Below are 24,340 nucleotides of genomic sequence, written 5' to 3'. Positions count from 1 at the left end.
GAAGGAGAACTTCCCCTTCGTTTTTTTATTGTAGACGAATAGGCTGTGTTGCTATTGCCCATCTGCTCCATTTGGCGTGACTCGGCGCACATGGTCATCTTCAAAGTTGTTAGCTCGCGCTTTTTTCACTTTATCATCCAATAATTTCTTTTGGTCCACATCAGGCGAGGGTGTGTATTTTTTCTTGGACAAAGTTTAGCCTCCTTGTTAATGCTTATCTACCCTCTTATTTTGCTTACTTTTGAAAAATAAATTCTACTTTGTTTTCCGCCGTTGAAGTTCTGCCACGATGGCCGGATATTCTTTATCAATTTTAAACATCAGCATAAGGATAATCTGAATGACAGCTAATGCGAGCGGGATTTGGATGTTAACTGCTTTGATCATAGTAACAGCCAATTCAGGCTGTTCGGCTGCCCCGCCAACGTAACCGCCGATGCCGAGCAGCCAACCGACCAACGCCAAACCGAGTCCAGTCCCAAATTTCATGCCGAAGCTTGCGGCACTATTGACCAAGCCCTCGGTACGAATCCCTGTTTTAAACTCGCCATATTCCACCGTATCATTGACCATCGCAATAATCAGACCGAGCGTAGGCATTACCCCGAAGCCCGCGATGGCACTCCCCACTAAAAACATCGGCAAATTGCTCGGATCGACCCACTTAATAATTTGGCCGACAATCGCAATAACCGCTCCAATAATGGCAACTTTACGTTTCCCGTACCTGGCCACTAGCGGCCCGATGAAAAATAAACCGATGATCATCGGAGCAGTTAAAGTGAGCCCGATAATCGGAAATTTGTTGATGTCGCCAATTACCCACTGTGCATAATAAAGTCCTGCACCTTGAACAAGGCAAATCGTCGTATAAAATGTGACGCAAAAAATCGTGATGATGATCCAATATTTATTTTTCAATAACGCTTTGAAGCCGGTGGCAAACGGAATTTTCTCTTGGGAGTTTGAATCTGCCCCTACCCTTTCCTTCACAGATCGGAAAGTAATATACAGGGTGAAAACGGAAAGGATTCCGTAAAAGGAAGCAAGTCCGGTCCAACCAATTAATTTTGACAATGGTTGGGTGAAGGTCATGACAATGAGAGTCCCAGTCATGGTGAAGATGGTGGAATAGATATTGGAAAGTGAGCGGCTATGCTGGTGCTGTGTCATTACGCCAAGTAATGTTTTGTACGGGATCGAAACTGCTGTATACAGGAGGATGAAAAGCATGTAGGTGATATATGCGTAAACAATCTTGCCGGTGAGCCCAAGGTCCGGGACTGAAAATAACGCTACGATGGTAATCCCAAGCGGTACGGTCATCCATAGTAGCCAGGGCCGCGCTTTTCCGTGCCGGGATTTCGTGCCGTCGACGATTGAGCCCATCCAAACATCTGTGACGCCGTCAAACAGGCGGGCAATCAGCATCATTGTTCCGACCAATCCGCCAGCCAAACCCACGACATCGGTGTAATAGAAGGTTAAGAAGGAACTAATAAGGGTCGTTACGGAAAAAATGCCAAAGCTGCCGATTCCGTATGACCACATCTCTTTTTTGCTTGGTTTTTCCAAATCTACAGTCTGCTGGCTGACCCATGGCCCTTCAATAATGGTTTGACTCATTTCATTTCACGCTCCTGATTCGGAATGTTGATTTCTGCGTCAGAAATGTATGCGCTTTCATAATATGAAACAAACTCATTTTTTAGACTATGCCAATAGTAAAAACCGGGTTATTTATAGTGGAGAGTGCCTAGGAAAGTCATCGGACGCTTGCTTGGTTGTCCATTATATTTGAAGTTGTATAGCAAAATCATGCTGTTTACCGGTTTTTCCAGCGTTTCTCCAATTGTGCTAATGATAGCTGGGATGATGTTCTCTTCATAGGAGCAGCCTTTAAGTATTTCTTGAATGCTCGTTATTTCTTTTTCGAAAAACCCGGCTTCTCGAAAATCGGTGTCATAGTAGTCGATTTCAAAATCCTCTTCAAATTTTGATGGAATGGCATCACCATCCTCATCGTAGGAGATGTATAAATAATTATTCAATTCCTCCTTGCTAGAAAAATTGCCAACCCAAAGTGATACATAGCCTTCAATTTCCATTTAATGATCCCTGCCTATTAATTTTTTCCGTTTGCCCCATTTTAAGACTTCTCCACGGGTAAGATAATTCCTTCTTTTAAATTTGCTCCTCCCGGTTGAACCCCTTCATGGGCAGTATAAACCCCGTCATACGACGAAAAAGCCGCCTCAGCAGCTTTTTCCATCTATCCAACTCCTCATGCTATTTTCGTCTCAAACACAAGCGTTTTTAGTTTTTTCCTTGCCCGATAAATCTTGGTCTTTACGGTGCATGGGTTGAGTTGCAATAAATGGGCGATTTCCTCTTCCTTCAGCCCCTTCAACACCTTTAGCGTCAACAGCCCCTGCTGTTCGCGGGACAGTTTGCCAGCGGCATTTTTAATTTGGTCAAACAAACAGGATGCCTCGACCTCTTGCAGCACATTTTGGTTCATTTCTTTTCCTATGAACTCAAGTGTCTCCTGGTCCATCAGGACACCTTTTCGTTTCTTTTCCCTGCGGATAAAATCAATCGCCGTCCGGGTGGCTATTACCGATAACCAAGCCCCCATTTTTCGCACATCTTCAATAGTATCCATTTTGTTCATTGCCTTAATAAACGTCTCTTGGACAATATCCTCCGCATAATATCGATCCCTTGTAATTGAATATGCGTTCAGGTACAGCCGTTTATAAAACAGAGAATAAATCTCTGAGAAATCCAATACCATCTTGCCAATCCCCTCTCATTTTTCTAACCCTTTAACTCTCCATCCATAACGTAATCATCACTTTAAATAAGTCCCCGTCCGCCTCGATATCCATTTTGCCTTCATGAAGGTCGATGATGGATTTAACAATCGCAAGGCCGAGGCCAGACCCATCCGTATGGCGTGATGTATCGCCGCGCTTGAACCGTTCATACAGTTCATCGGCATTGTCGCTTAGTTCATATTTTGAAACGTTTTTAAACGTTAAGACCGCTTGATTCTCATGGGTTACAATCGAAATATAAACCCGTGAATTTTCTAATGAATATTTCAAGATATTGCCTATTAAGTTATCAAACACACGCCAGAGCTTTTGTCCGTCCACTAGGGCATAAACCGGCTCGCTGGCTTTGGTCACCCGGAATTGCAGGCTGGACGCCTGTATTGTTTCGTCATATTCCGCAAGTGCCTGCTCCAAAAGTTGATTGAGATCGACTCGCTCCTTGACAAGTTTGATGTTGCCAGTGGCCATTTTTGACACTTCAAATAAATCATCGATTAATATTTTTAACCGCTTTGATTTTCTGTCAATAATTTCAAGATACGCTTTCCGCTCGTCCTCCGATAAGCCGCTCTCCTTCAACAGCTGCGTATAGGTAATAATGGATGTCAATGGCGTTCTTAAATCATGGCTGACGTTGGTGATCAGCTCTGTTTTCAGTCGTTCACTCTTGGCTTGCTCAGACTGGGATTGCTTTACTCCCTGTTTCAGGACATTGATGTTGCCTGCAAGGGTGGCAAACACCGATTTCCCTTTGACTGGCAGATCTTCCCCCAGTTTTCCTTCAGCCAGTTCGTTTGTTTTTTTCACAATTCGGTTAAAATATCCGACTTTTTTGAGCAGGAATATCCCAAGTGGGACACCGGCTGCCGCCAGCAGCACTAGATAAAATAGAATAAAAATCGGATTTATTGCAGTCATGAATGACGCCATCCCGATAAAAAACACAGCAGCCAACAGAACAAACACCTGAACACCAATACTTTGGACAAGGAACGCTTCAACCAAATTTTCTTTTGCAGAAATGAAAAATTGCTTCGTCAGTTTCCAGGACTTTTTCATCAGACTCTTTTCCCACTGGATTTTCAAATTAGGCCAATCCTTGAGATCAGTCATCAAAAATTTCAACTGAATATACGCAACCATGACCAATAAAGCAGCGATGGCCAGATTGAATACAATTTCCACTACATTAGAAAGATAAGGGTTTAGCGGGAGATATGAAATACTGTCACTCATGACCGCCGTTGTAATGACGCCAATAATCGCCACTACTGCGAACAATGCCACCCTGATGTCAATTGGTAACTTGTTGTAATACGGCCGCCAATTCCCCAAATCCGCATTTACTCCAGCCATTCTTCTTGAAAAAAATAGGCACAATAACAGAACAACTCCACTTGCCAAGACATAGACAAGCATGATGGATTGATTTTGTTTATAGTTGTTGTATTCCCTCATAATAAAGTTGGAATCTTCAAGGTTTTTGGCAATCCCAAGCTGTCCTTCAAACGACACATTATTGTTTGCTGCCGTTAATGCTTCAGAAATTTCATCGTACCCTCCGGAACCGAAATGGATGAAGTAATTACTCGGAATCGAAAAGTCAGTCACATACAGCATGTCACTTTGCTTCAAGCTTCCTTGGTTGGAATCCGCTAGGTTGGTATGGACCTCGCCGGTATTCGGGTCTTTATAATAATAGGTAAAGGTTTTGCTGTATCTTGAAAAATCTGCAAGATATTGGTTCCGTTCTTTAAAAAACTTATCGATTTTCGCTTCTTTTTCCTTGAGGATCTTTTGCCGGACATGATCGTCACTTGAAAAGTTTTTACTAATGTCGTCAATCTTCGTGTCTCTTTCCTTAATGTAGACATTGGCGACTTCTTCATTATTGGACGCTAATGCATCCTGAATCCGACTTTCGTATTGCTCTTTAATGTTGGAAATTTGCGAATCCAAGTCTCCATATCGATAGCGGTGCTCGTCAATTTCTTCCGCGCTGACAGTAATCGCTGCTTTCGCCTCTTCCGGTGTCGTCTTGTTCAGTTCAAACATTGCGAGGTAGGAGGCGATTTGGTCAAGCTCAGATTGAAATTCAGGAGTGTGGAAATAGTCCTGATGTATGTATCTTTGGCCAGACGTGAAAAATGTCATAATTCCACCAAGCGCAAATGTTAGAAAAAAGGCCCAAATATAGAGGACAATACTACTTTTCCATCTTGTAGCCAATGCCCCACACCACCTTCAAATATCTTGGATTTTTCGGATCAATCTCAATTTTTTCACGGATTTTTCGAATATGGACCGCCACCGTATTTTCCGCATTATAACCGGGTTCCTTCCAAACCCGTTCATAAATCTCGTCAATGGAAAATACACGGCCGGCATTGGTCATCAATAACTCGACAATCTTGTATTCAATCGGCGTCAGCTTAACCGATTCCCCGTTAACGCACACTTCCTTCGCCGCCTGGTCAAGTGTAAGCCCATTAAGATCAATGACTTTTTTAATCCCATCATAGGTCCCGAGTGTCACATATCTTCGCAACTGCGATTTCACGCGGGCGACAAGCTCCATCGGATTAAATGGTTTCGTGACATAATCATCCGCGCCTACCTGGAGTCCCAGGATCTTATCGGTATCTTCAGTTTTTGCACTTAAAATAATGATAGGAATGTTTTGTTTTTCGCGAATTTTAAAGGTCGCCGATATCCCATCAAGCCTTGGCATCATTACATCAAGAACGATTAGATGAACATTCCGTTCATTTAAAATCTCCAGCGCTTCAATTCCATCCTGTGCTTTCAGAACGGTGATGCCCTCATTTTTAAGATATATTTCAATCGCATCACGGATTTCTTTTTCATCGTCAACCACTAGCACATTATATTTGGTCATTTTCCTCCGCCTTCTTTCTATCCTTACCTGTCTCTATCCTAAACAGAAAATCTTAAAACTAACTTAGTATAAATCTTAAGATTTTCTTAAGGTTTATTTAAATTCCTATTAAGGGAAAATTTGAAAATCTATCTTTAATAGAATACCAATGTTTTTTAAAAGAAAAAAGAGAGGATTGATTCGCAAATCTGGGTTTAGGTGGTAAAATTTAGTAGAATATTTTAATTTTGGGAGGAACCTATGTCGATCAAGTTTGAGGGATTTGAGTATTCTGAGAAATTTCGGTGCTGGGAGGGGGATCTTAAGGTAAAGTGCTCCGAAGGCCTTTTTGGCCAGACGGAACTGGCTTTAAAAAGCATGATGGATAGCCAGGAACCATTAACTGAGGCAAACTACCATGCCTTATGTTATGTACGGGACCATTTCGATGAAATCTATGAAACTATTTTAAAGACTTTGTTTGAATGGCAGACAACGGGACAAGAGTTTGAAGTTTTTGATAAAGAAACGTACAACTTTGACCCGATTGTATTTGAGTCGGCAGAAGAAATTCACCCTTTCCTGGGTAAACCAGTCCTGGAAATTGTCCCTGACTATGAAAAAGAAGGACAGTCCTATTTCTGCATCAATTTTTTCAAAGATTGCCTTCTCTCCATTGAACATGGTTTAACAGCACTTTGTCATAAAAATGAAGTGATCGATATTGAAGCTAGCGAGACTATCTCTATGTTGGAACTTCTATGTCATTTTGAAAAAGATTGTTCACTTTGGAAAAAAGATTTTTGGCGGGTAAGATTTCAACTGAAGGATGATATATATCGCGAAATTGAGGCTGGAAGGAAGATGTGGATAGGAAAAAAATAAGCAGGAAACCATTTTAGGTTCCCTGCTTTAAAGCAAAGTTCACCGCTTCTTTTGCATGGATTTCTGTCGTATTAAATAGCGGGATTTCAACATCTTCGGGTTTAATCAATAATTCAATTTCCGTACAACCGAGGATGATGCCTTCTGCGCCAGCTTCAACAAGCTTCTGAATAACCTGTTTATAATATTCCTTTGAAGATCGTTCTATTCTTCCCAAGCACAACTCTTCAAAAATGATATTATTGATCATTTCACGCTCTTGGGATTCCGGTACCATTACCTCGAGGTTGTTTGCGATTAACCTTGATTTATAAAAGTCTTGTTCCATCGTGTATTTCGTTCCCAGGAGGCCGACTTTATTTATCCCAGCTTTTTCGATTTGGGTAGCGGTTGCGTCTAAAATATGCAAGATTGGGATATTGATTCTTTCCTCTATTTGATCGATGACCTTATGCATTGTATTTGTACAAATCACGATAAAGTCAGCCCCGGCTTTTTCTAATGAATGGGCCGCTTCTCCCAATAATCGGCCTGCCTGTTCCCACTCACCTGTCGCCTGCATCTGTTCAATCTCTGAAAAATCAACGCTGTATAGGAAGCACTTCGCCGAATGCAGACCGCCAAGTCTCCTTTGCACTTCTTCATTAATGATGCGGTAATACTCGGCAGTCGATTCCCAACTCATCCCGCCAATTAGGCCGATTGTTTTCAATGTGGATCCTCCTCTTTCACCTCGAGTTTTTCATAAAAGCTGTCCAGAAACGGATGGATATCGGGTTTACTATAATAATAGTCATCATTTATTTCAATTGGGGTAAACTGGAAGGTTTTCTTGCCATCTTCAAAAAAAGTAATCGAGTACCGGTACCCTACCTGTTTTTCTTGATTAGCCTCCGGAATAAACTTAATATCCTTTATCTCTATCAAAAAGTCATCAATTACCTTTTTGTCTTTGACCGTCTTTTTATATCCTGTACTCCCGTCAAGAATCACTATTTTAGTTACCTTTTCAATATTTCCTCCGTAGAACTCGGGCAGCGTTTTTGTTTCGAGACCACAGCCAGCTAATCCAATTAACATAGTAAAAACGAATAAGAGAATTCGCAAGGCTTTCCCTCCAAAAACTTCCTTTTTATAATTTAAAAATACCACAGCCCGAAGACTGTGGCATTAAAATTTTTAGCTACTGAAACAAATAGCTTAATAACGGAGGCAAAATGATTAAGAAAAGGGAACCTGATAAAAGCAGGTTCGTTACCTTCTTTGAGAATTTCTCCCTGCCTTTCACGGGATTCCAGCGGCTGAATTGTAACCTATTTCGATACAGAACCAAAAACAGGATAAAAATAGCCGCGAATCCAAACCAACCGTAAACATGCGTGTCCGTTCCAAGCTTTTTGTAAATGAAATTTACGATCGAACCGAGACTGCTGCTGAATATTCCAAAGATAAAAGCAATACGCGCTAACTCCAATAGGACTTTCATTGTAACACCCTCCAACATGGGTATTATTCTCGACCTACTTTATCCCAAGTTATCATAAAACTGCCTTTATGGTTTTGGCCGTCTACTTGAATTTTGTACGTATCCTGTTTAGGTATCGTTATGGTCATGTCTTTCGTGATTTCTTCCATTACATCCCCGGAGGAGTTCAGTAGTTTTGCAGTCAGTGTTCCATTCTTAGTTGAAGCCAAATAGGAAAACTTAATGTTTTCCCCTTTGGAAAAATCAATTTCTTTAAAGTAATACCCAGAAAATTTACTATATTCTCCACTAATTGAATCTGAAGTACTATGAAGTCCTCCAGTTTTTATGACATAGGATCCTCCAGTACAGCCCACTAATAAGATTGGAAACAATGCTATGAAAAGCCATAGTTTTATTTTCATATAGCACACTTCCTTTAATGAAATATCTCCCTTTACCTTATTTTACCACTAATGTTTATTCTAAAAAGTGAAAGTATTATGAATAATAAAACACCACAGCCCTCCATTGGACTGTGGCATAAATACCCTATTTGCTTAAATTGACGTTTTCGGAAGAACTATAGACTTCATTGGTTACCCAAATCTTGGCCTACCTGAATTTTCGGTCGCCAATAGCCTTGATTGGCTACCCAAATCTTGGCCTACCTGACTTTTCGATCGCCAATAGACGTGATTGGCTACCCAAATCTTGGCCTACCTGACTTTTCGGTCGCCAATAGCCTTGATTGGCTACCCAAATCTTGACCTGCCTAACTTTTCGGTCGTCAATGGCCTTGATTGGCTACCCAAATCTTGACCTGCCTGACTTCTCGGTCGCCAATAGCCTTGATTGGCTACCAAAACCTTGGCCTGTCTGATTTTTCGGTCGCCAATATGTCTTTAGGTTAGGAAACATGATTTAAATAAATCATCTAACTTGGTCATTTACCATTAAACAGCTTCTTAAACTCTCCGTACCCTTCTTCCTCAAGCTTTTCTTTGGGTACAAACCGCAGTGCGGCCGAGTTGATGCAATACCGAGCCCGGTCCGGCCCTGGCCCATCATCGAATACATGGCCGAGATGGGAATCTGAGGTTTTCGCTCGTACTTCAATCCTCCTCATCCCATGCGAGGTATCAAACCGCTCCTCCAGTTCCATTCGACGGATAGGCTTGGTAAAACTCGGCCAACCGCATCCGGCATCGTATTTATCGGTCGAGCTAAATAATGGCTCTCCTGAAGTAATGTCGACGTAGATCCCCTCTTCGGTATGATCCCAATATTCATTTTTAAATGGCGGTTCGGTGGCGTTTTTCCTCGTTACATCATATTGAAGCGGCGATAATTCTTGGCGCAACTCCTCATCTGTTTTGCGCCTCTTCCAATTTTCACGGATAAATTTCGCCCTGCCCGAAGCCTCGAAATAATGGTTATAGTGAAAAGGGATTTTTTTATAGTAGTTTTGATGTTTTTCCTCAGCTCGATAGAATTGGCTCGCAGGCAGGATTTCCGTAACGATCGGATTTTGAAAACGTCCGCTTGCAGCGAGCTCCGCCTTAGATGCTTCGGCCAACTTCCTCTGTTTTTCATTGTGATAGAAAATCGCTGTGCGGTAGGAAATGCCGCGATCACCGAATTGGCCGCCGGGGTCGGTAGGGTCGATTTGCTGCCAAAAGAGACGAAGCAATTTTTCATAAGGAAAAATCGCGGGATCAAACTTAATTTGTACCGCTTCAAAGTGGCCAGTGGTATCAGAGCACACTTCTTCATAAGTTGGATTTTCTGTATGGCCACCTGTGTAGCCCGAGATAACTTCTTTGATCCCTGGTTGTTCATCGAATGGGGAGACCATGCACCAGAAGCATCCTCCAGCGAAGGTCGCCAGTTCATAATGTTGAGACATTTTTATCAACTCCTATGCCCTATTCTAGCCCTTAAATTACTAGTAACACAAATATGTTGATGCTGAATGTCGGATGCGATTTTGTGGGTGCGGTTTGCTTACTTGCGGATAACGCTCTCCAACTTGCGGATAAGACTCGCTTACTTGCGGATGGCGTTCTCCAATTTGCGGATGAGATTCGCTTACTTGCGGATGGCGTTCTCCGGCTTGCCGATAAGACTCGCTTACTTGCGGATGTGTTGTGTTTACTCTCGGATAGATGGATTTTTCTCTCGGATAAGGTCACTTTACTCTCGGAAAGGAGGGCATATCTCTCGGATAAACAATCTTATCGCTCGGTGGGCACTCTCAACAATGTCGCCCCCATTTATCTGTCGCATAGCCTCCTCAAACTGTCGGATTACCCCTTCCAACTGTCGCATAACCCACGCCAACTGTCGTACAACCCCCACCAATTGTCGTACAACTCACACCAACTGACGTTCAACCCGCTGCAATCTCGCATCCCCCAAAAAACTGCCACACCCCCCGCTACATCTCCCTGATACCCCCATCACACCTAAAAAAATGAAGCAAAGACCCGCGTCCCTGCTTCACCAATCAACCTTTATATAATCAACCTATATTCATTCCCGGATGGGTCACTAGTCACAAAATAATCTTCCTCAGCACTGACATTTACGCCCATTTTCCCAAGGCGGTCAATCACTTCTTCCCTCGCCTCATGATTTGGGAAAACTAGTGTACTCCAATTTAGCCCCACGCTATTTTTCGGTGGTGTCGGTGCCCCGACTCCTTGCCAAGTATTAATGGCAATATGATGGTGGTAACCTCCTGTCGAAAGGAAGGCTGCTTGTGGATAGTAGCTGACGACCTCGAATCCTAGACCCTTTGTATAAAATTCCTCCGCTTTTTTCAAGTCGCCGACATGAAGGTGCAGATGTCCCATGATCGTGCCTGCTGGGAGACCAGTCCATTCGGCATTGCTTTCGGCCAATATTCCTTCAGCATCGAGTTGTTCTGTGGCCATCTCAACCAAGTTGCCCTTCCACGTCCACTCACTTGAAGGGCGGTCGCGGTAAACCTCAATGCCGTTCCCATCCGGGTCATTCAAATATAATGCTTCACTGACATAGTGATCCGCCGCGCCAAGTGGATAGCCCGTTTGCAGCAAATGCCGTAAAAATACCGATAAATCGGCGCGTGACGGCAATAAAATCGCAAAATGATATAAGCCGGACGTGCGCTGCGGTTTCGCAGTCACGTCGACAGGCTGTACAAGCGATATCAGCGCTGTCTTCCCGTCCGTCGTTAATACAGCCCGGCGCTCCGATTTTTCCAATATCTTAAGCCCGATAATATTTTGATAAAATGCGAGCGAGTATTCCAGATTTTTAACCTTAATATTGACCTCTCCAACATATACATTTGGCGCTTGATGGAACTTTTCCATATAAACCATTCCTTTTTTATTATTTATCATGACTATACATGGCGAAAATTATTATCTCGAATTAAAGATATTTTAATTCAAAACAGAAAAAATGTAAAGTAAAAGAGAAAATTTCACAAAAAAAAGCAGAGACCCGACCTCTCTCTGCTTTACTCTTCCCACAACGGGATATGGACCTTGAATGTTGTGCCGATGCCCTTTTCGCTTTGAACCTCTATATGGCCTTTCCAGCGCTCAACAATCTGATAACAAACCATAAGCCCCATACCGGTTCCTTTTTCCTTCAACGAATAAAACGGCGTTCCTAACCGGGCGACTTCTTCAGGGGACATGCCGATGCCCGAATCAGCAACCTCAATGACACCAAAGCCGCCGCTTCTGCGAACGCTAAGGGATAATACCCCCCCGGCACGCATGGATTCAATGCCATTTTTGACGATATTGATGACAACCTGTTTTAATTCGCCACGGTTTCCTTTAATAAAAATTTCATCCTCTATTTGTGCCTGTAATGAAATGTTTTTTGACAGTAAGGCGAAGGAGTTCATTAATTCCGCCACCTGTTTTGCCAATTCGCCGGCATTTACTTTTTCTACTTGTTCAAGATCTGGTTTGGCGAGGGATAGGTATTCATTAATAATTTGCTCTGCCCGGTTTAGCTCTTCTATCATTAATCGAATATAAGATAGTTCTGTTTCACTTAAGTGATCCTTTGCCAGAAAAATTTGTAAGAAGCCTCTTACCACTGTCATCGGGTTGCGAATTTCATGGGCCACCGATGCTGCCAGCTGCCCGATCGCATTCATCTTTTCCGCATGCTGCAGTTCCTTATGAATTTTTGTTATTTCCATAATATGTTCCATTTCATCAATTGCCGCTTCGACTCGATTCGTATAACCAGCATGTTCCGTTCCAGCGCCAACTTCCTTATATGTATCGGATAGCCGTTCGAACAGGACGGATAGGTGTGACGTCATCTGGTTAAACCTTTCCCCTAATCTTTCTATATCAGGTTGGTTGGTGATTTTCACTTTTACTTGAAAATCTCCTGAACTAACAGCATCAATCCCGGAGATAATCTCTTCCACCGGTTCAAGCACTTTTTTAATGCCCCAGTTTAAAATAAAATAGACCAACAAAGTTACAATCACCAGTGCCAACAGTAAATGAAAAGCCATTTTTCGCTTATACGTATCAATGACTGAAGCATCCACATCGACAGCCAAAACGGCAATTACCTGGTTATTTTGACCGAGGATAGGCTCAAATGCCGTTATCCAGGAGCCATAATCATCATCATAATGCGGGGTGCTGGAGGTGGTTTTTTGATCGATGGCCCGGTCAAAAGCCTCCATATAGATCTTTCCCGCTTTATATGGGCTGAAACTCTTTAGTCCCATATCCTCATATTTGTATGATACTGCTAAAAGAGTTAATTCATTATCATCCTTTTTATCAATATTCATCAAATAGCCTTGCATATATTCCGAGTCTTTTTGATTAATTACCTCAACTAACTGTCCTAACTGCTTTGATGATGGATTATTGGGATCACGAGATTGGATGGCTGTTAATACATCTTGGACAGGAATGGTTACACTCCAAAGCCTAACAATGCCCTCAGCACGTTCAGTCAACTGGGTTGTTATTTGTCTTGTTTCAAACATGAAGGTGAACCCCGCAGTTGAAACCACCAGCCAGAAGGTGATCAATAATGAAAAAAATTGGATTTTTCGATAAAGCGGCAAGGTTCTAATGTGACGTTTCCACATAGGTTGTAGTCCTTTCAGAAGTTCTCATTTTCCAAAAATTCGACACCCCGCACCGTAACTCCTTCGTTAACTCTGGTCAAAGAAAAATTTTTTTAAAAAAATAGACAAAAAATTAAATTTTCGCCATTTTTGCTTACTAAAAAAAGCAGAGGGCTTCCCTCTGCTTCCTAAGCTGTTGCTTGTGCTGCCTGTTTCGTTTCTTTCTGTTTTTCTTGAATCAATAATCCACCTGCTAGGCCAATGACTGAGAAGACGACAGGGATTAATAGCCCGTAGTAGTATGCGATGTTGCTTGAAGCAAGTTGGAAATGATCAATTACCCTGCCAAAAAAGAAGGGCAATAGGACGGCACTTATAAATCCGCCCGTATTCGCGAACCCTGAAACAATCCCAACCTCTTGCACTGGAAAGGACTGTCGGACGACGGCAAATGTTAGGGAACTTGCCCCATTACCGTATCCAATGATAAAGAATAACACTAAAAGAATAAAGAATGGCGGCTTGGCATCAAACAATAGAAATACAGACCAGCTTAAAAATACGATGGCATGGGCCAAAACATATGGCCGCTTAATGGAACCAAGCCGGCTGGAAATCCAACTGGTTAACGGCGCACCAGCCAAAGCGCCAAAAAGGCCGAACATGACTAATTGACTGGCAGCAGACCGGGACATTTCATACACGTGCATTCCGTACGGGACTGCCCATGACCCGATAAAGCCCACATAGGTTCCCATCAGGCCGAAGTGACAAAAAAATGCAGCCCACGCCTGCCGGCTGGAAAAAACTCTCCGGAGCAATGGTAATACTTTTTCGTGGTTTTTTTTTGTCTTACCTTTTCCTCCTGCTTTTTTAAACAGTTGGTTTGATTTTTTTTCAAGAATGAAATAAAGCATGAAACCGGAAAGGCACAGAATCATTCCGGTAATGAAAAATGGTGCCCGCCATCCGGATAAGGAAATCCATGAGGCAAACGGAACGGTCGCCACTAGGAACCCAAAACTGCCAGACATCGCGGCAAAGCCAAGGAGTCGGACAAATTCCTGAGCCCTAAACCATTGGCTTAAAATTAACACCAGATTGACCCAAATAGCCGCATCCCCTATCCCAACCAGTAATCTGGCCAAAATCAGTACGAATTCATGCGGAGCCAAACTATAGATAACAGTGCCAACGCCATTGAGGATCGTCCCAATAATTAAGAAAAAGTTAGGTCCATATCGGTCTGACAAAATCCCGATCGGTATTTGCAGGCCTGCATAGGCCAGGAATTGAATGCTTGCCAACAGCCCAATGGTTGAAGCGGTGATATTGAAATCCTTCATTAATTGATCGGTAATCAGTCCCGGCGCCGTCCGTTGACTGACAATTAAAAAATACGTAAATAAAACGGCAGAAAACACAACCCACCGATACTTGCTAGTTTGTTTCTCCAATGATCTCTTCCCCTGTTCGTTTCAATCTAATTTTCAATTATACTCCTTTTTTTCTGGTCTGGATTATTTTTTTATTTGGAGGCGATTTCATTTTAAGTACACAATCAAAAAAGGCCTTCTGCTGCCAGAAAGCCTTTTTTCTACAATAGTCTTATGAAATTCCTTGTTCTGCTTCCCACTTGGCCACTTCATCGCGAACCCGTGGTGCGACTTCCTTACCTAACAATTCAATTGATTTCATGACATCTTCATGTGGCATTGTTCCGACAGGGCAGTGTAGCATAAACCGGGTGATGCCGACATTTTTACGGAGATGGACGATTTTGGCGGCAACCGTTTCTGGGTCGCCTACATATAGTGCTCCATCAAAGCTGCGGGCCGCATCGAAGCTTTCACGGCTATAATGGCCCCAGCCCCGCTCCCGGCCAAGAACGTTCATTGCTTGTTGAGTTGATGGGAAAAACTTTTCGGCCGCTTCATCCGTTGTCTCAGCAATGAAGCCATGGGAATGTGACGCAACCGTAAGCTTTGAAACATCATGCCCAGCCCGTTCAGCAGCTCTTTGATACAACTTAACAAGCGGTGCGAACTGTACGGGTCTGCCTCCGATAATCGCTAATACCAGCGGCAAGCCGAGTAATCCGGCACGCGCACATGATTGGGTATTTCCCCCGCTGCCGATCCAGACTGGCAGCGGGTCCTGAACCGGTCTTGGATACACTCCGCGATTATGAATCGCCGGGCGGTGTTTACCTGTCCAGTTCACGACCTCTGACTCACGAATGTTTAACAACAGCTCCAATTTTTCATCGAAAAGCTCGTCGTAATCCTTTAAATCATAGCCAAACAACGGGAACGATTCGATAAACGAGCCTCGCCCTGCCATTATCTCGGCACGTCCGTTTGAAATCGCGTCAAGGGTGGCAAAGTCCTGAAAAACTCGAACAGGGTCCGCGGATGAAAGAACAGTCACTGCACTTGTCAAACGAATCCGTTTTGTTTGTGATGCCGCAGCAGCCAGAACAATCGCTGGGGAAGATGCTGCGTAATCCTTGCGATGGTGCTCACCGACACCGAAGATATCTAAGCCAACTTGATCAGCCAGCACAATTTCCTCCACTACCTCCCGTATACGCTGGGCATGGCTGATGACCTCGCCGGTTTGGGGGTCTGGTGTTGTCTCTACAAATGTACTGATTCCTATTTCCACAAAATAGCCTCCAATTTATTTTTAAAATGAATATCTTTATTTTGAGATATTACGATAAGTTTTTCAAGTTAATTATCTTATAGGCCCAATTGAACATTTTTTCCTAAATGTCATATAGTGAATTAATGCAAAATGCCTATGGGGGAGTATGTATGATCATCCATGTTGTCAGTCGTGGCGAGACGCTTTGGCAAATAGCCAATCGCTACGCTGTACCGATGAATTCCATTATTCAAACAAATGAACTACCTGACCCAAACAAATTATTGATTGGCCAGGCGTTGGTGATTCCGAAACCTGGTACGACCCATGTGGTGAAATCTGGGGAGACACTGTGGGCGATTGCCCAGAGGTACGGAGTTACCATTCAGTCCATTGTTCAAGCAAGCCAGTTAACAAACCCGAATCTTTTGTATCCTGGCACCACCCTGTTTATACCGGCCATAACCCATACCGTCCAGCCTGGTGAAGCACTATGGCAAATTGCCAGCAGGTATGGAACATCAGTCCAAGCAATCATCAGTGAAAATCAAATCACAAACCCTAACTTAATTTATCCCGGATTAAAGCTCGTCATTCCCAGAGCAAAACCTGCCATTGAAGTGAATGCTTATTCTTACCAAGCACCTGAAGCAGCTGCCCAATCCGTAAATGAAATAGGAGGTTTACTCACCTATTTTAGCCCCTTCGCTTATCTAATTGCAGAAGATGGATCACTACAGCCGGTTAAGGACGATGCATCTATTCAGGCTTCTGTTGCCAACCGGGTTGTCCCTATGATGTCCGTTACCAACTTTACATCCTCCCATGCCGGCTCAAATGTGGCTCATACGATTTTGGCTACTCCGGAGATTAGAGGAAAAGTGCTCACAAACATCGTTGCAGTGATGGACCGTAAAGGATATAAAGGGTTAAATATTGACTTTGAAAATGTTTTGCCTGCGGACCGCGAGTTGTACAATCAGTTTTTACAAATGGCTGTGGACCGGCTCCATCCAAAGGGATATTTTGTTTCAACCGCGTTAGCGCCAAAGGCCGGCCCAACACAAGCAGGCCTCTTATATGAAGCGCATGATTATGAGGCACATGGAAGAATTGCCGATTTTGTTGTCCTGATGACGTATGAATGGGGGTACCGGCTCGGTCCGCCGCAAGCCATCTCGCCTATCAACCAAATGAGAAGAGTTGTTGAATACGCGTTGTCTGTTATGCCTGCGGAAAAAATCTTTTTGGGCTTCCAAATTTATGCCAGGGATTGGAAAATTCCTCATGTAAAAGGGCAAGAGGCGGAAACATTTAGTCCACAGGAAGCGATCAGAAGGGCAATCAAATATGGAGCGAACATTCAATATGACACCACTGCCCAATCACCATTTTTCAGATACGTGGACGAAACTGGTCAAGCTCATGAAGTCTGGTTCGAAGATGCCAGAAGTGCACAAGCCAAGTTCGACATGGTGAAAGACTATAATTTAAGAGGTGTCAGCTACTGGGCTTTAGGGTATCCTTACCCGCAGAACTGGGCATTGTTGAGGGATAATTTTACGATAAAAAAATGATAGAAAAAAGGAATGGCGGCACCATTCCTTTTTCTATTGAATTCTTTTGGACAACAGTTCCATGGCTACGTTTTTTGTAGCATTTGGCGTCAGTTCATCAAGATAGAGGAGTTCTCCGTACAATTTCTCGACTTCCCCCAAAGTCACGGTTGTATTTCCATATTCAAACAGCGGGCTACTTTCCGGTGACGGGATATGATTAGAGAGGCCGACTGCATGCAAAAGTTCGTGTAAAATAACCCCGTTCCGATAATCTCTTGTAATATATCTGTCCGTGCCAATCAGAACAAGCGATTCCATCTTCCCGTAAACCGGGGAGATCCTGACTGGCATCTCAACCCCCAGGACATTATCTAAATAGATGTTATACTCTTTAAAGCCTTCTGTTGGCATAAATTTCATTTTAATACTTCGCTCAAAATCCGCGTGCTTAGAGAGGTCATCGACAATCTTCATTTCATATGGAAAAAAGGTTTTGATTTCGGCAATGGCCTTCTCCACCATTTTGACATCGTCCTGGTTGTACTCCCCTTCAAGAGTAATCGCGACTTTATCGGTAAATTTATTCAGCTTGTCGACATCTTGCCCAAAATAATAATCCAAAAATTGTCGCACTTTTCCTTCCGAAAAGGTTCGGTTATCAATGGAAAAAGCGACTTCTTTGGCTGCGGTCAATCCATTAATTTTCGTAGCTAGTATCGTTAGTTTATGCTCGCCAGGCGCATCTATCGGCTGATCAAGGGAAACAGGCTTTCCGTCCAATTGCGCTGTATAAGATACCCGCTCTTCCTTATCAAGGCTAAACAACGCTTGTTTGAAGTAAACTTTTTTAACTCCCTCTTTGAGACGCGGTGCAAGCGGAGGCTGATCATCAACTTCAAATTTGTAGGAAACAGTTTTCTTTTTCCAAAGCAGCTTAGATTCCCCTTGTAAGAGATAGGTTCCATTCTTCTCCACAAGATAGTTTGGCGTTATTTCTGTGCCATTTAACGTGACCCGGGTGATGCCGAAACTTTCCTCCAATTTAACGATAGGCTGGACAGCGTACACCTTTCCATTCTCAATCCCGCTTAACTTTATGGAAGGTTCAACAAAGATCGTAAAGTAAACTAATAATGATAGGATTGCACCAGTTATTATACTGAAGATGAGCAGGAACGGCCGGCTTCTCATTCAGGGTCACCACACTTCCATGACAATTTCCCTCTTCATTTATTTCGATAAAAATGCTGATTTTCCTTCTTATAACGAAAAAGACCCCTCCGCTTTTATCGTTCACGGATGGGTCTTTCTTTTTAAAAATTAGTCTTCAATGATTTCTCTGCGATTCTTCTTGAAGAGCTTCGATAGTACTTCATACACAATTGGCACGACGAATAACGTCAGTAATGTCGAACTGGTTAAGCCGCCGATCACGGTAATTGCGAGTCCTTTCGAGATTAACCCACCGCCGCCTTCGCCGAGCGCCAATGGAATTAATGCGCCGACAGTGGCAATGGCTGTCATCAAGATTGGACGAAGTCGTGTTGACCCTGCTTCAAGTACGGCCTCACGCATCCTCAATCCATCGCGTTCCATATGAATAATCCTGTCAACAAGAACGATAGCATTTGTAACGACAATCCCGATTAACATCAACAGACCCATCATGACCGGTACGGATATCGTTTCGCCGGCAAGGAATAAGCCGACAAATGACCCAATGACCGCAAACGGAAGCGAGAACAGGATCGAAAACGGCGCGACCCCTTCACGGAAGGTGACAACCAGGATAAAGTATACAATCGCAATTGCTGTAGCCATCGCCACGCCAAGCTGAGTAAAGGTTTCATTCATATCCGCCTGGACGCCGGCAACGCTCACAGTCACTCCTTTAGGGAATTCCATTTTATCAATTTTATCCCCTACAGTAGAGGTAACCTTGGAAATATCCTTGCTGGTGATTTTTCCGGAAACAGTCGCGAAGTACTCCCCTTTACTGCGAGCCAGCGTATTCAATGTTGTCCCCTTCTTCACCTCTACAAGTTCAGAAAGTGGCATTGTTGTGCCAAGCGCTGTAGGCACTTGTTTTGCCAGCATTTCATCAATCGATTCCGGCAGGGAGGTTTGTGGTTGCTGGACGATGACTTCAAGAGAGTTGCCATCCTTTTCCACTGTCGTCAATACATCTTTCTTCCTGTCCTGACCCAGCATCATTAAGAGTTGCCCGGTTGTTAATCCATACTTCAACAGATTTGGCTGGTCGACACGAAGGGTATACTCGACGTAAGCTTCTTCTGCGGTGGATGAAACATCTTTAATATCTTTATTTTTCTTCATGAGGTCTTCGACTTTGTTCACCGATTGATGAAGCTTCGTCAAATCTTCACTGTAGAACGTGTAGCTGATTTCATCAGACGCCCCGCCCATCGAAGAGAAGTTCTGACTCTTCCAAGTGCCGGATTGATCCAATGTCGTTACATATTTTTCAATCTTCGCTTTCACATCAGGGAAGTTCTTCATGTCAGGATCAAAAATCAGGAACATTAACGCCCCGTTTGAACCACCGCCCATCATCGCTGCCATCGGGTCCCCTGATTCGGTAACAGAAACTTGAACGATATCAACATCATCGCGTTCAAGCATTTTGTCTTCCACTGCTTGAACGTTTTTCAAAGTCTCATCATGAAGTTCCCCAGCTTTTGGTGTGTAGGTTAGGTACATGACCTTATCTTCTTCACTGCCAAGGAAACTGAAGCCAATCAACGGTGTCAGCGCCAAACTGCCTACCAGCAGCAAAATGGCGACAACCGACGAGATCACCTTATGATTAAGAGATTTTTCTAGGAAAAATTTATACCATTTTGCCAGTTCGCCAGCTTCTTTGTGACGTTTCGCCGTCTTTTCACCATATAATTTTTTCCTAAACAACGTATGTGAAAGGGCCGGAACGATGGTGATCGCCACAAGCAGTGACGCACCAAGCGCAAACGCCATTGTCAGCGCAAACGGCACAAACAATTCGCCAACCATGCCACCAACGAACATAAGCGGTGCAAAAACGGCAACCGTTACAAGTGTTGAAGACAGAATCGGCTTAAACATTTCAATGGTTGCTTCACGGATCAGAGCACGGCCCCTTAATTGTTCATCCTTTAAATGAAGCCGGCGATAAATATTTTCGACGACAACAATGGAGTCATCAATGACCCGCCCAATTGCGACCGTTACTGCACCGAGAGTCATGATGTTCAAGGTAATATCCATCCAGTGTAATAGCAGGAACGCCATAAACACGGACACTGGAATCGAGATGATTGATATGATCGTTGATTTAAAATCTCGGAGGAACAGTAGGATAATCAGAACGGCAATCAAACCGCCAAATACTGCTTTTTCCACCATCGTTGACACTGATTTTTCAATCGGTTCACCTTGGTCAAGGGTCACATCGATGTCCAGGCCATCATATTTTTTCTTTTCATCCTCAACTAGCTTTTTAACACTATTTACAACATCAACTGTGTTTGCCTGTTGGCCTTTTACGATCTGGATGGCAATCGCGTCTTTCCCATTTGTTCGGGATATTGATTGGACTTTACCGATCGTTTCAATTTTGGCAATATCGCCTAGCTTCACGAATGGTGATGGACTGGCCGCAGAAGGTGTAACCGGAATGAGCATGTTTTTTAATTCATCAACAGTCATAAACTTGCCGTCAATCGAAACCGCCTGCTCCCCTTCTTTAAACTCGTAGAGTCCAAGGGAAACGGCCATGTTGCTCGCTTTAACCATATCTTTTATTTTGTCTTCGGTTAAACCCAGTTCCGACAATTTTGCCTGATCATACGTAAGGTCAACTTCCTCAATATGTTGACCGGTGATGGTGGCCGAGGCAACACCTTCAAGTTTTTGGATTTTCGGAACGAGACTTTCTTCAACCGTTGAGGTTAATTCCACAATATCCTCTTTTGAACTGCTAACACTGAGCGCCATAATCGGCATCATATTCATGCTAATGGCGGTTGTCGTCGGCTTTTCAGCGCCTTCTGGCAATTTCAACGAATCAAGCGCCGACTTTAATTCGCGTTTCGCTTCATCCATGTCGATGCCATATTCATATTCGACCTGAATGCTTGCCATATTGGAATAAGAATTTGAATACACAGCCTTGACGTGGTCAAGGTTTTCCGCTGCCTTTTCAATCGGCATCGATACATCGTTCATGACTTTTTCAGGAGTAGCTCCTGGATAGACATCCGTAACCATTAAGTATGGTATCGAGATATTCGGAATCGTCTCCATATTCATTCGTGTACCAGAATAAATACCGGATGCGGTAATGATAATGGTCAGCAACCAAACCGCCAATTTATTTCCAATCACAAAGTTAACTAGCCCTTTCACTATTACACCTGCCCTAAATTGACTTATTACACTCAATTCCTTATAATAATGACCAAATAGTCATTTGTCAATCAAAGACTTCGGGAGAGACAATCACATGGTAAAGAAACAATTAATCATGGAAAAATCATTGGAGCTATTTGCAGAGCAAGGATTTGAGGCCACATCCGTCCAGCAAATCACCGAGCGCTGCGGGATTTCTAAAGGTGCTTTTTACTTGTCATTCAAATCAAAAGACGAGCTTATTATCGCCTTGATTGACCAGTTTATGATGCAAAGCGTTTCCGATATTGACTACATAGTCAGAAACACGAAGGATGACCAGCTTTTATATGAATTTTATTTTGCGATTTACCAATCGTTTCACAAGCATTCCGATTTTGCCAAAGTACTTATGAAGGAATTTTCACAAACGCTTAACAAAGAGCTCTTTTCCAAAATGCAATATTACGACCAATTAATTGAAAAAAACATTCTATTGATGATTGAGCGCTTATATGGGAATTCAGTCAAACATACAAAATATGATTTAATTTATACTATTAAAGGGTTTATGAATACTTATGCCCATCTATTTGTGTTCTATAATGTTCCAGTAGATTTGCAGCTTCTAGCGGAATCGCTTGCGGAAAAAACAAACCTGCTGGCACGGCATGCCACGATCCCATTTGTTTCGGCTGAGCTGATCAAAATGATCCAGCCGATTGATGAAGAAGTATCAAAGGAGCAGCTAATTGATTTGATTGGCCAAAAGATGGAGGAAATCGAAGAACCAATCGAAAAAGAATCGTTGATCTTGTTAAGACAGCAGCTGGTGGAACCATCTTTAAGTCCTGCCATTGTAAACGGGCTGCTAGAAAACATCCGTAATAATCCGGATTGCAAATGGATTTCTTATTTGCTCCGCCGTTATGCTTTTTAAGGGAGAATGAAAAAATGACTAACTATATGTTAGGGGTAGATATCGGTACGACGAGTACCAAAGCGGTGTTATTCAGCGAGAACGGCAAGGTCATCCAGCAAGAGAATATTGGTTACCCGCTGTACACACCTGATTTATCGACTGCTGAACAAGATCCTGAGGAAATCCTTCAAGCTGTTTTGCGTGCAGTATCGAATATCACTACACAGCACGCGGATAAAAAGCTCCTGTTTATCTCCTTCAGCAGTGCCATGCATAGCTTGATTGCCATGGATGAGAATGATCAGCCGCTGACTGCATGCATTACTTGGGCAGACAACCGAAGTGCGGGATGGGCAGAAAAAATCAAAGGCGAATGGAATGGCCATGAGGTGTACAAGCGCACAGGCACACCGATCCATCCAATGTCCCCCCTCTCCAAAATTGCCTGGATTGTCAATGACCATCTCGAAATCGCCGCCAATACGAAAAAATATATCGGTATTAAGGAATATATTTTTAAAAAGCTTTTTGATCAATATGTGGTCGATTATTCCATCGCTTCAGCCATGGGCATGATGAACCTCAACACCTTAGATTGGGATGAGGAGGCATTAACCATTGCCAGCATTAGTCGGGAACAATTGTCAGAGCTTGTACCGACAACCAACTTATTTACGGACTGTCATCCGGATTTGGCTAGGCAGATGGGGATTGATCCCAGTACCCCCTTTGTTATTGGGGCCAGTGACGGCGTGCTTTCTAATCTTGGTGTAAACGCGATTGGGAAAGGTGAAATTGCCGTTACAATTGGGACAAGCGGGGCAATCCGCACGATTATTGATAAGCCGCAAACCGATGAAAAAGGTAGAACCTTTTGCTATGCGCTTACGGAAAATCATTGGGTCATTGGCGGCCCGGTCAACAATGGCGGCATCGTTCTCCGCTGGATTCGCGATGAACTGACCGCAGCAGAGGTAGAAACGGCAAAACGATTGGGAATGGACCCGTATGGGGTATTGACGAAGATTGCCGAAGGGGTTAGACCTGGTGCATATGGATTAATTTTCCATCCCTTTTTAGCCGGCGAACGGGCTCCATTATGGAATCCGAATGCCCGCGGTTCGTTTTTCGGGCTGACAATGGCTCATAAAAAGGAACATATGATTCGGGCTGCCCTTGAAGGAGTCATTTACAACCTATACACAGTATTTTTGGCATTAACAGAATGCATGGACGGACCTGTTATACGGATTCAGGCAACCGGCGGCTTTGCTCGATCCTCTGTTTGGCGGCAAATGCTGTCCGATATCTTTGAATCTGAAGTGGTCGTGCCTGAAAGCTTTGAAAGCTCATGCCTCGGGGCCTGCATACTGGGTTTATATTCATTAGGGAGAATCAATTCTTTTGATATCGCATCTGAGTTGGTTGGCAGTACCTATAAACACACACCTGACCCGGGTGCTGTCAAGGAATACCGTCAGTTACTGCCGATTTTCATGCACTTAACAGAGGTTTTAAAGGAAGATTACTCCCGAATTGCGAAGTATCAAAGGGAAATAGGAAAGAGCTAGTATTTCACATAAAAAATGACCGGAATTTTAGAATTTTTCCGGTCATTTTTTATAAGTGTGCCTTTAAGTTTA

Annotated in this window: 22 protein-coding genes; 4 read left to right on the top strand and 18 right to left on the bottom strand. The window is 43.3% G+C overall.

Going from position 1 to position 24,340, the window contains the following annotated elements:
- Positions 1-51 precede the first annotated feature (51 nt).
- The 7 genes from AR334_RS29890 to AR334_RS09725 form a co-directional block, all read right to left on the bottom strand.
- A complete protein-coding gene (locus AR334_RS29890) occupies positions 52-192 on the bottom strand; it encodes a hypothetical protein (RefSeq protein WP_172799194.1) in 141 nt (46 codons plus the stop codon).
- Positions 193-255: 63 nt separating this feature from the next.
- The gene (locus tag AR334_RS09745; RefSeq protein ID WP_066308901.1) at positions 256-1,626 is read right to left on the bottom strand and encodes an MFS transporter; all 1,371 of its coding nucleotides are present in this window, start codon (positions 1,624-1,626) and stop codon (positions 256-258) included.
- A 110-nt stretch (positions 1,627-1,736) separates the two neighbouring features.
- Positions 1,737-2,108: an immunity 22 family protein gene (locus tag AR334_RS09740; protein WP_066308898.1), complete on the bottom strand. Its 372-nt coding sequence runs from the start codon at positions 2,106-2,108 to the stop codon at positions 1,737-1,739.
- Positions 2,109-2,149: 41 nt separating this feature from the next.
- Positions 2,150-2,272 carry a hypothetical protein gene (locus AR334_RS30615; RefSeq protein ID WP_301337158.1) on the bottom strand — a complete coding sequence of 41 codons (123 nt, stop codon included), beginning with the start codon at positions 2,270-2,272 and terminating at the stop codon, positions 2,150-2,152.
- Positions 2,273-2,284: 12 nt separating this feature from the next.
- A complete protein-coding gene (locus tag AR334_RS09735; protein ID WP_253701243.1) occupies positions 2,285-2,797 on the bottom strand; it encodes an RNA polymerase sigma factor in 513 nt (170 codons plus the stop codon).
- Positions 2,798-2,828: 31 nt separating this feature from the next.
- A complete protein-coding gene (locus AR334_RS09730; RefSeq protein WP_066308892.1) occupies positions 2,829-5,069 on the bottom strand; it encodes a sensor histidine kinase KdpD in 2,241 nt (746 codons plus the stop codon).
- Complete coding sequence (locus AR334_RS09725; protein WP_066308886.1) at positions 5,047-5,739, bottom strand: response regulator transcription factor; 693 nt, start codon at positions 5,737-5,739, stop codon at positions 5,047-5,049. Before AR334_RS09725 ends, AR334_RS09730 begins: the two co-directional genes overlap by 23 nt.
- Positions 5,740-5,979: 240 nt before the next feature.
- On the opposite strand from AR334_RS09725, the gene AR334_RS09720 reads away from it, so the two are divergent.
- Positions 5,980-6,603 (top strand): hypothetical protein, encoded by a 624-nt coding sequence (locus AR334_RS09720; protein WP_066308877.1) that lies wholly within the window; start codon positions 5,980-5,982, stop codon positions 6,601-6,603.
- A 13-nt stretch (positions 6,604-6,616) separates the two neighbouring features.
- Here AR334_RS09720 and AR334_RS09715 read toward each other — a convergent pair whose 3' ends face one another.
- From AR334_RS09715 to AR334_RS09670, 9 genes are all read right to left on the bottom strand, one after another.
- A complete protein-coding gene (locus tag AR334_RS09715) occupies positions 6,617-7,315 on the bottom strand; it encodes an aspartate/glutamate racemase family protein (RefSeq protein WP_066308871.1) in 699 nt (232 codons plus the stop codon).
- Positions 7,312-7,710 carry a hypothetical protein gene (locus AR334_RS09710; protein WP_253701242.1) on the bottom strand — a complete coding sequence of 133 codons (399 nt, stop codon included), beginning with the start codon at positions 7,708-7,710 and terminating at the stop codon, positions 7,312-7,314. Before AR334_RS09710 ends, AR334_RS09715 begins: the two co-directional genes overlap by 4 nt.
- 76 nt (positions 7,711-7,786) lie before the next feature.
- Positions 7,787-8,089 (bottom strand): hypothetical protein, encoded by a 303-nt coding sequence (locus AR334_RS09705; RefSeq protein ID WP_066308867.1) that lies wholly within the window; start codon positions 8,087-8,089, stop codon positions 7,787-7,789.
- Positions 8,090-8,112: 23 nt separating this feature from the next.
- Positions 8,113-8,493 carry a hypothetical protein gene (locus AR334_RS09700; protein WP_066308864.1) on the bottom strand — a complete coding sequence of 127 codons (381 nt, stop codon included), beginning with the start codon at positions 8,491-8,493 and terminating at the stop codon, positions 8,113-8,115.
- Positions 8,494-9,014: 521 nt separating this feature from the next.
- A complete protein-coding gene (gene msrB / locus AR334_RS09695; protein ID WP_066308859.1) occupies positions 9,015-9,977 on the bottom strand; it encodes a peptide-methionine (R)-S-oxide reductase MsrB in 963 nt (320 codons plus the stop codon).
- 607 nt (positions 9,978-10,584) lie between these two features.
- Positions 10,585-11,430 carry a VOC family protein gene (locus AR334_RS09685; protein ID WP_066308855.1) on the bottom strand — a complete coding sequence of 282 codons (846 nt, stop codon included), beginning with the start codon at positions 11,428-11,430 and terminating at the stop codon, positions 10,585-10,587.
- Positions 11,431-11,579: 149 nt separating this feature from the next.
- Positions 11,580-13,202, bottom strand: a complete 1,623-nt coding sequence (locus tag AR334_RS09680; RefSeq protein ID WP_066308850.1) for an ATP-binding protein — start codon at positions 13,200-13,202, stop codon at positions 11,580-11,582.
- 167 nt (positions 13,203-13,369) lie between these two features.
- Positions 13,370-14,638 (bottom strand): nitrate/nitrite transporter, encoded by a 1,269-nt coding sequence (locus AR334_RS09675; RefSeq protein ID WP_066308843.1) that lies wholly within the window; start codon positions 14,636-14,638, stop codon positions 13,370-13,372.
- 151 nt (positions 14,639-14,789) lie between these two features.
- Complete coding sequence (locus tag AR334_RS09670; RefSeq protein ID WP_066308839.1) at positions 14,790-15,848, bottom strand: LLM class flavin-dependent oxidoreductase; 1,059 nt, start codon at positions 15,846-15,848, stop codon at positions 14,790-14,792.
- 152 nt (positions 15,849-16,000) lie between these two features.
- On the opposite strand from AR334_RS09670, the gene AR334_RS09665 reads away from it, so the two are divergent.
- Entirely contained in the window at positions 16,001-17,407 is a 1,407-nt protein-coding gene (locus AR334_RS09665; RefSeq protein ID WP_066308836.1) for a LysM peptidoglycan-binding domain-containing protein, read from the top strand.
- A gap of 33 nt (positions 17,408-17,440) precedes the next feature.
- On the opposite strand, the gene AR334_RS09660 is transcribed toward AR334_RS09665, so the two are convergent.
- On the bottom strand, positions 17,441-18,580 hold the full coding sequence (locus AR334_RS09660; RefSeq protein WP_066308833.1) for a hypothetical protein: 1,140 nt from the start codon (positions 18,578-18,580) through the stop codon (positions 17,441-17,443).
- Positions 18,581-18,709: 129 nt separating this feature from the next.
- On the bottom strand, positions 18,710-21,793 hold the full coding sequence (locus tag AR334_RS09655; RefSeq protein ID WP_066308827.1) for an efflux RND transporter permease subunit: 3,084 nt from the start codon (positions 21,791-21,793) through the stop codon (positions 18,710-18,712).
- Positions 21,794-21,890: 97 nt separating this feature from the next.
- Here AR334_RS09655 and AR334_RS09650 point away from each other — a divergent pair, with 97 nt between their 5' ends.
- Together AR334_RS09650 and gntK are read left to right on the top strand one after the other, a co-directional pair.
- Positions 21,891-22,715 carry a TetR/AcrR family transcriptional regulator gene (locus AR334_RS09650; protein WP_066308825.1) on the top strand — a complete coding sequence of 275 codons (825 nt, stop codon included), beginning with the start codon at positions 21,891-21,893 and terminating at the stop codon, positions 22,713-22,715.
- A 14-nt stretch (positions 22,716-22,729) separates the two neighbouring features.
- Positions 22,730-24,268, top strand: a complete 1,539-nt coding sequence (gene gntK, locus AR334_RS09645; RefSeq protein ID WP_066308822.1) for a gluconokinase — start codon at positions 22,730-22,732, stop codon at positions 24,266-24,268.
- Positions 24,269-24,340: the final 72 nt, after the last annotated feature.

This window comes from Bacillus sp. FJAT-29814, assembly GCF_001510715.1.
Taxonomy (GTDB): Bacteria; Bacillota; Bacilli; order Bacillales; family Cytobacillaceae; genus Neobacillus.
The sequence above is the reverse complement of the archived record's forward strand: the minus strand, read 5'-3'. Positions and strand labels throughout refer to the sequence as shown.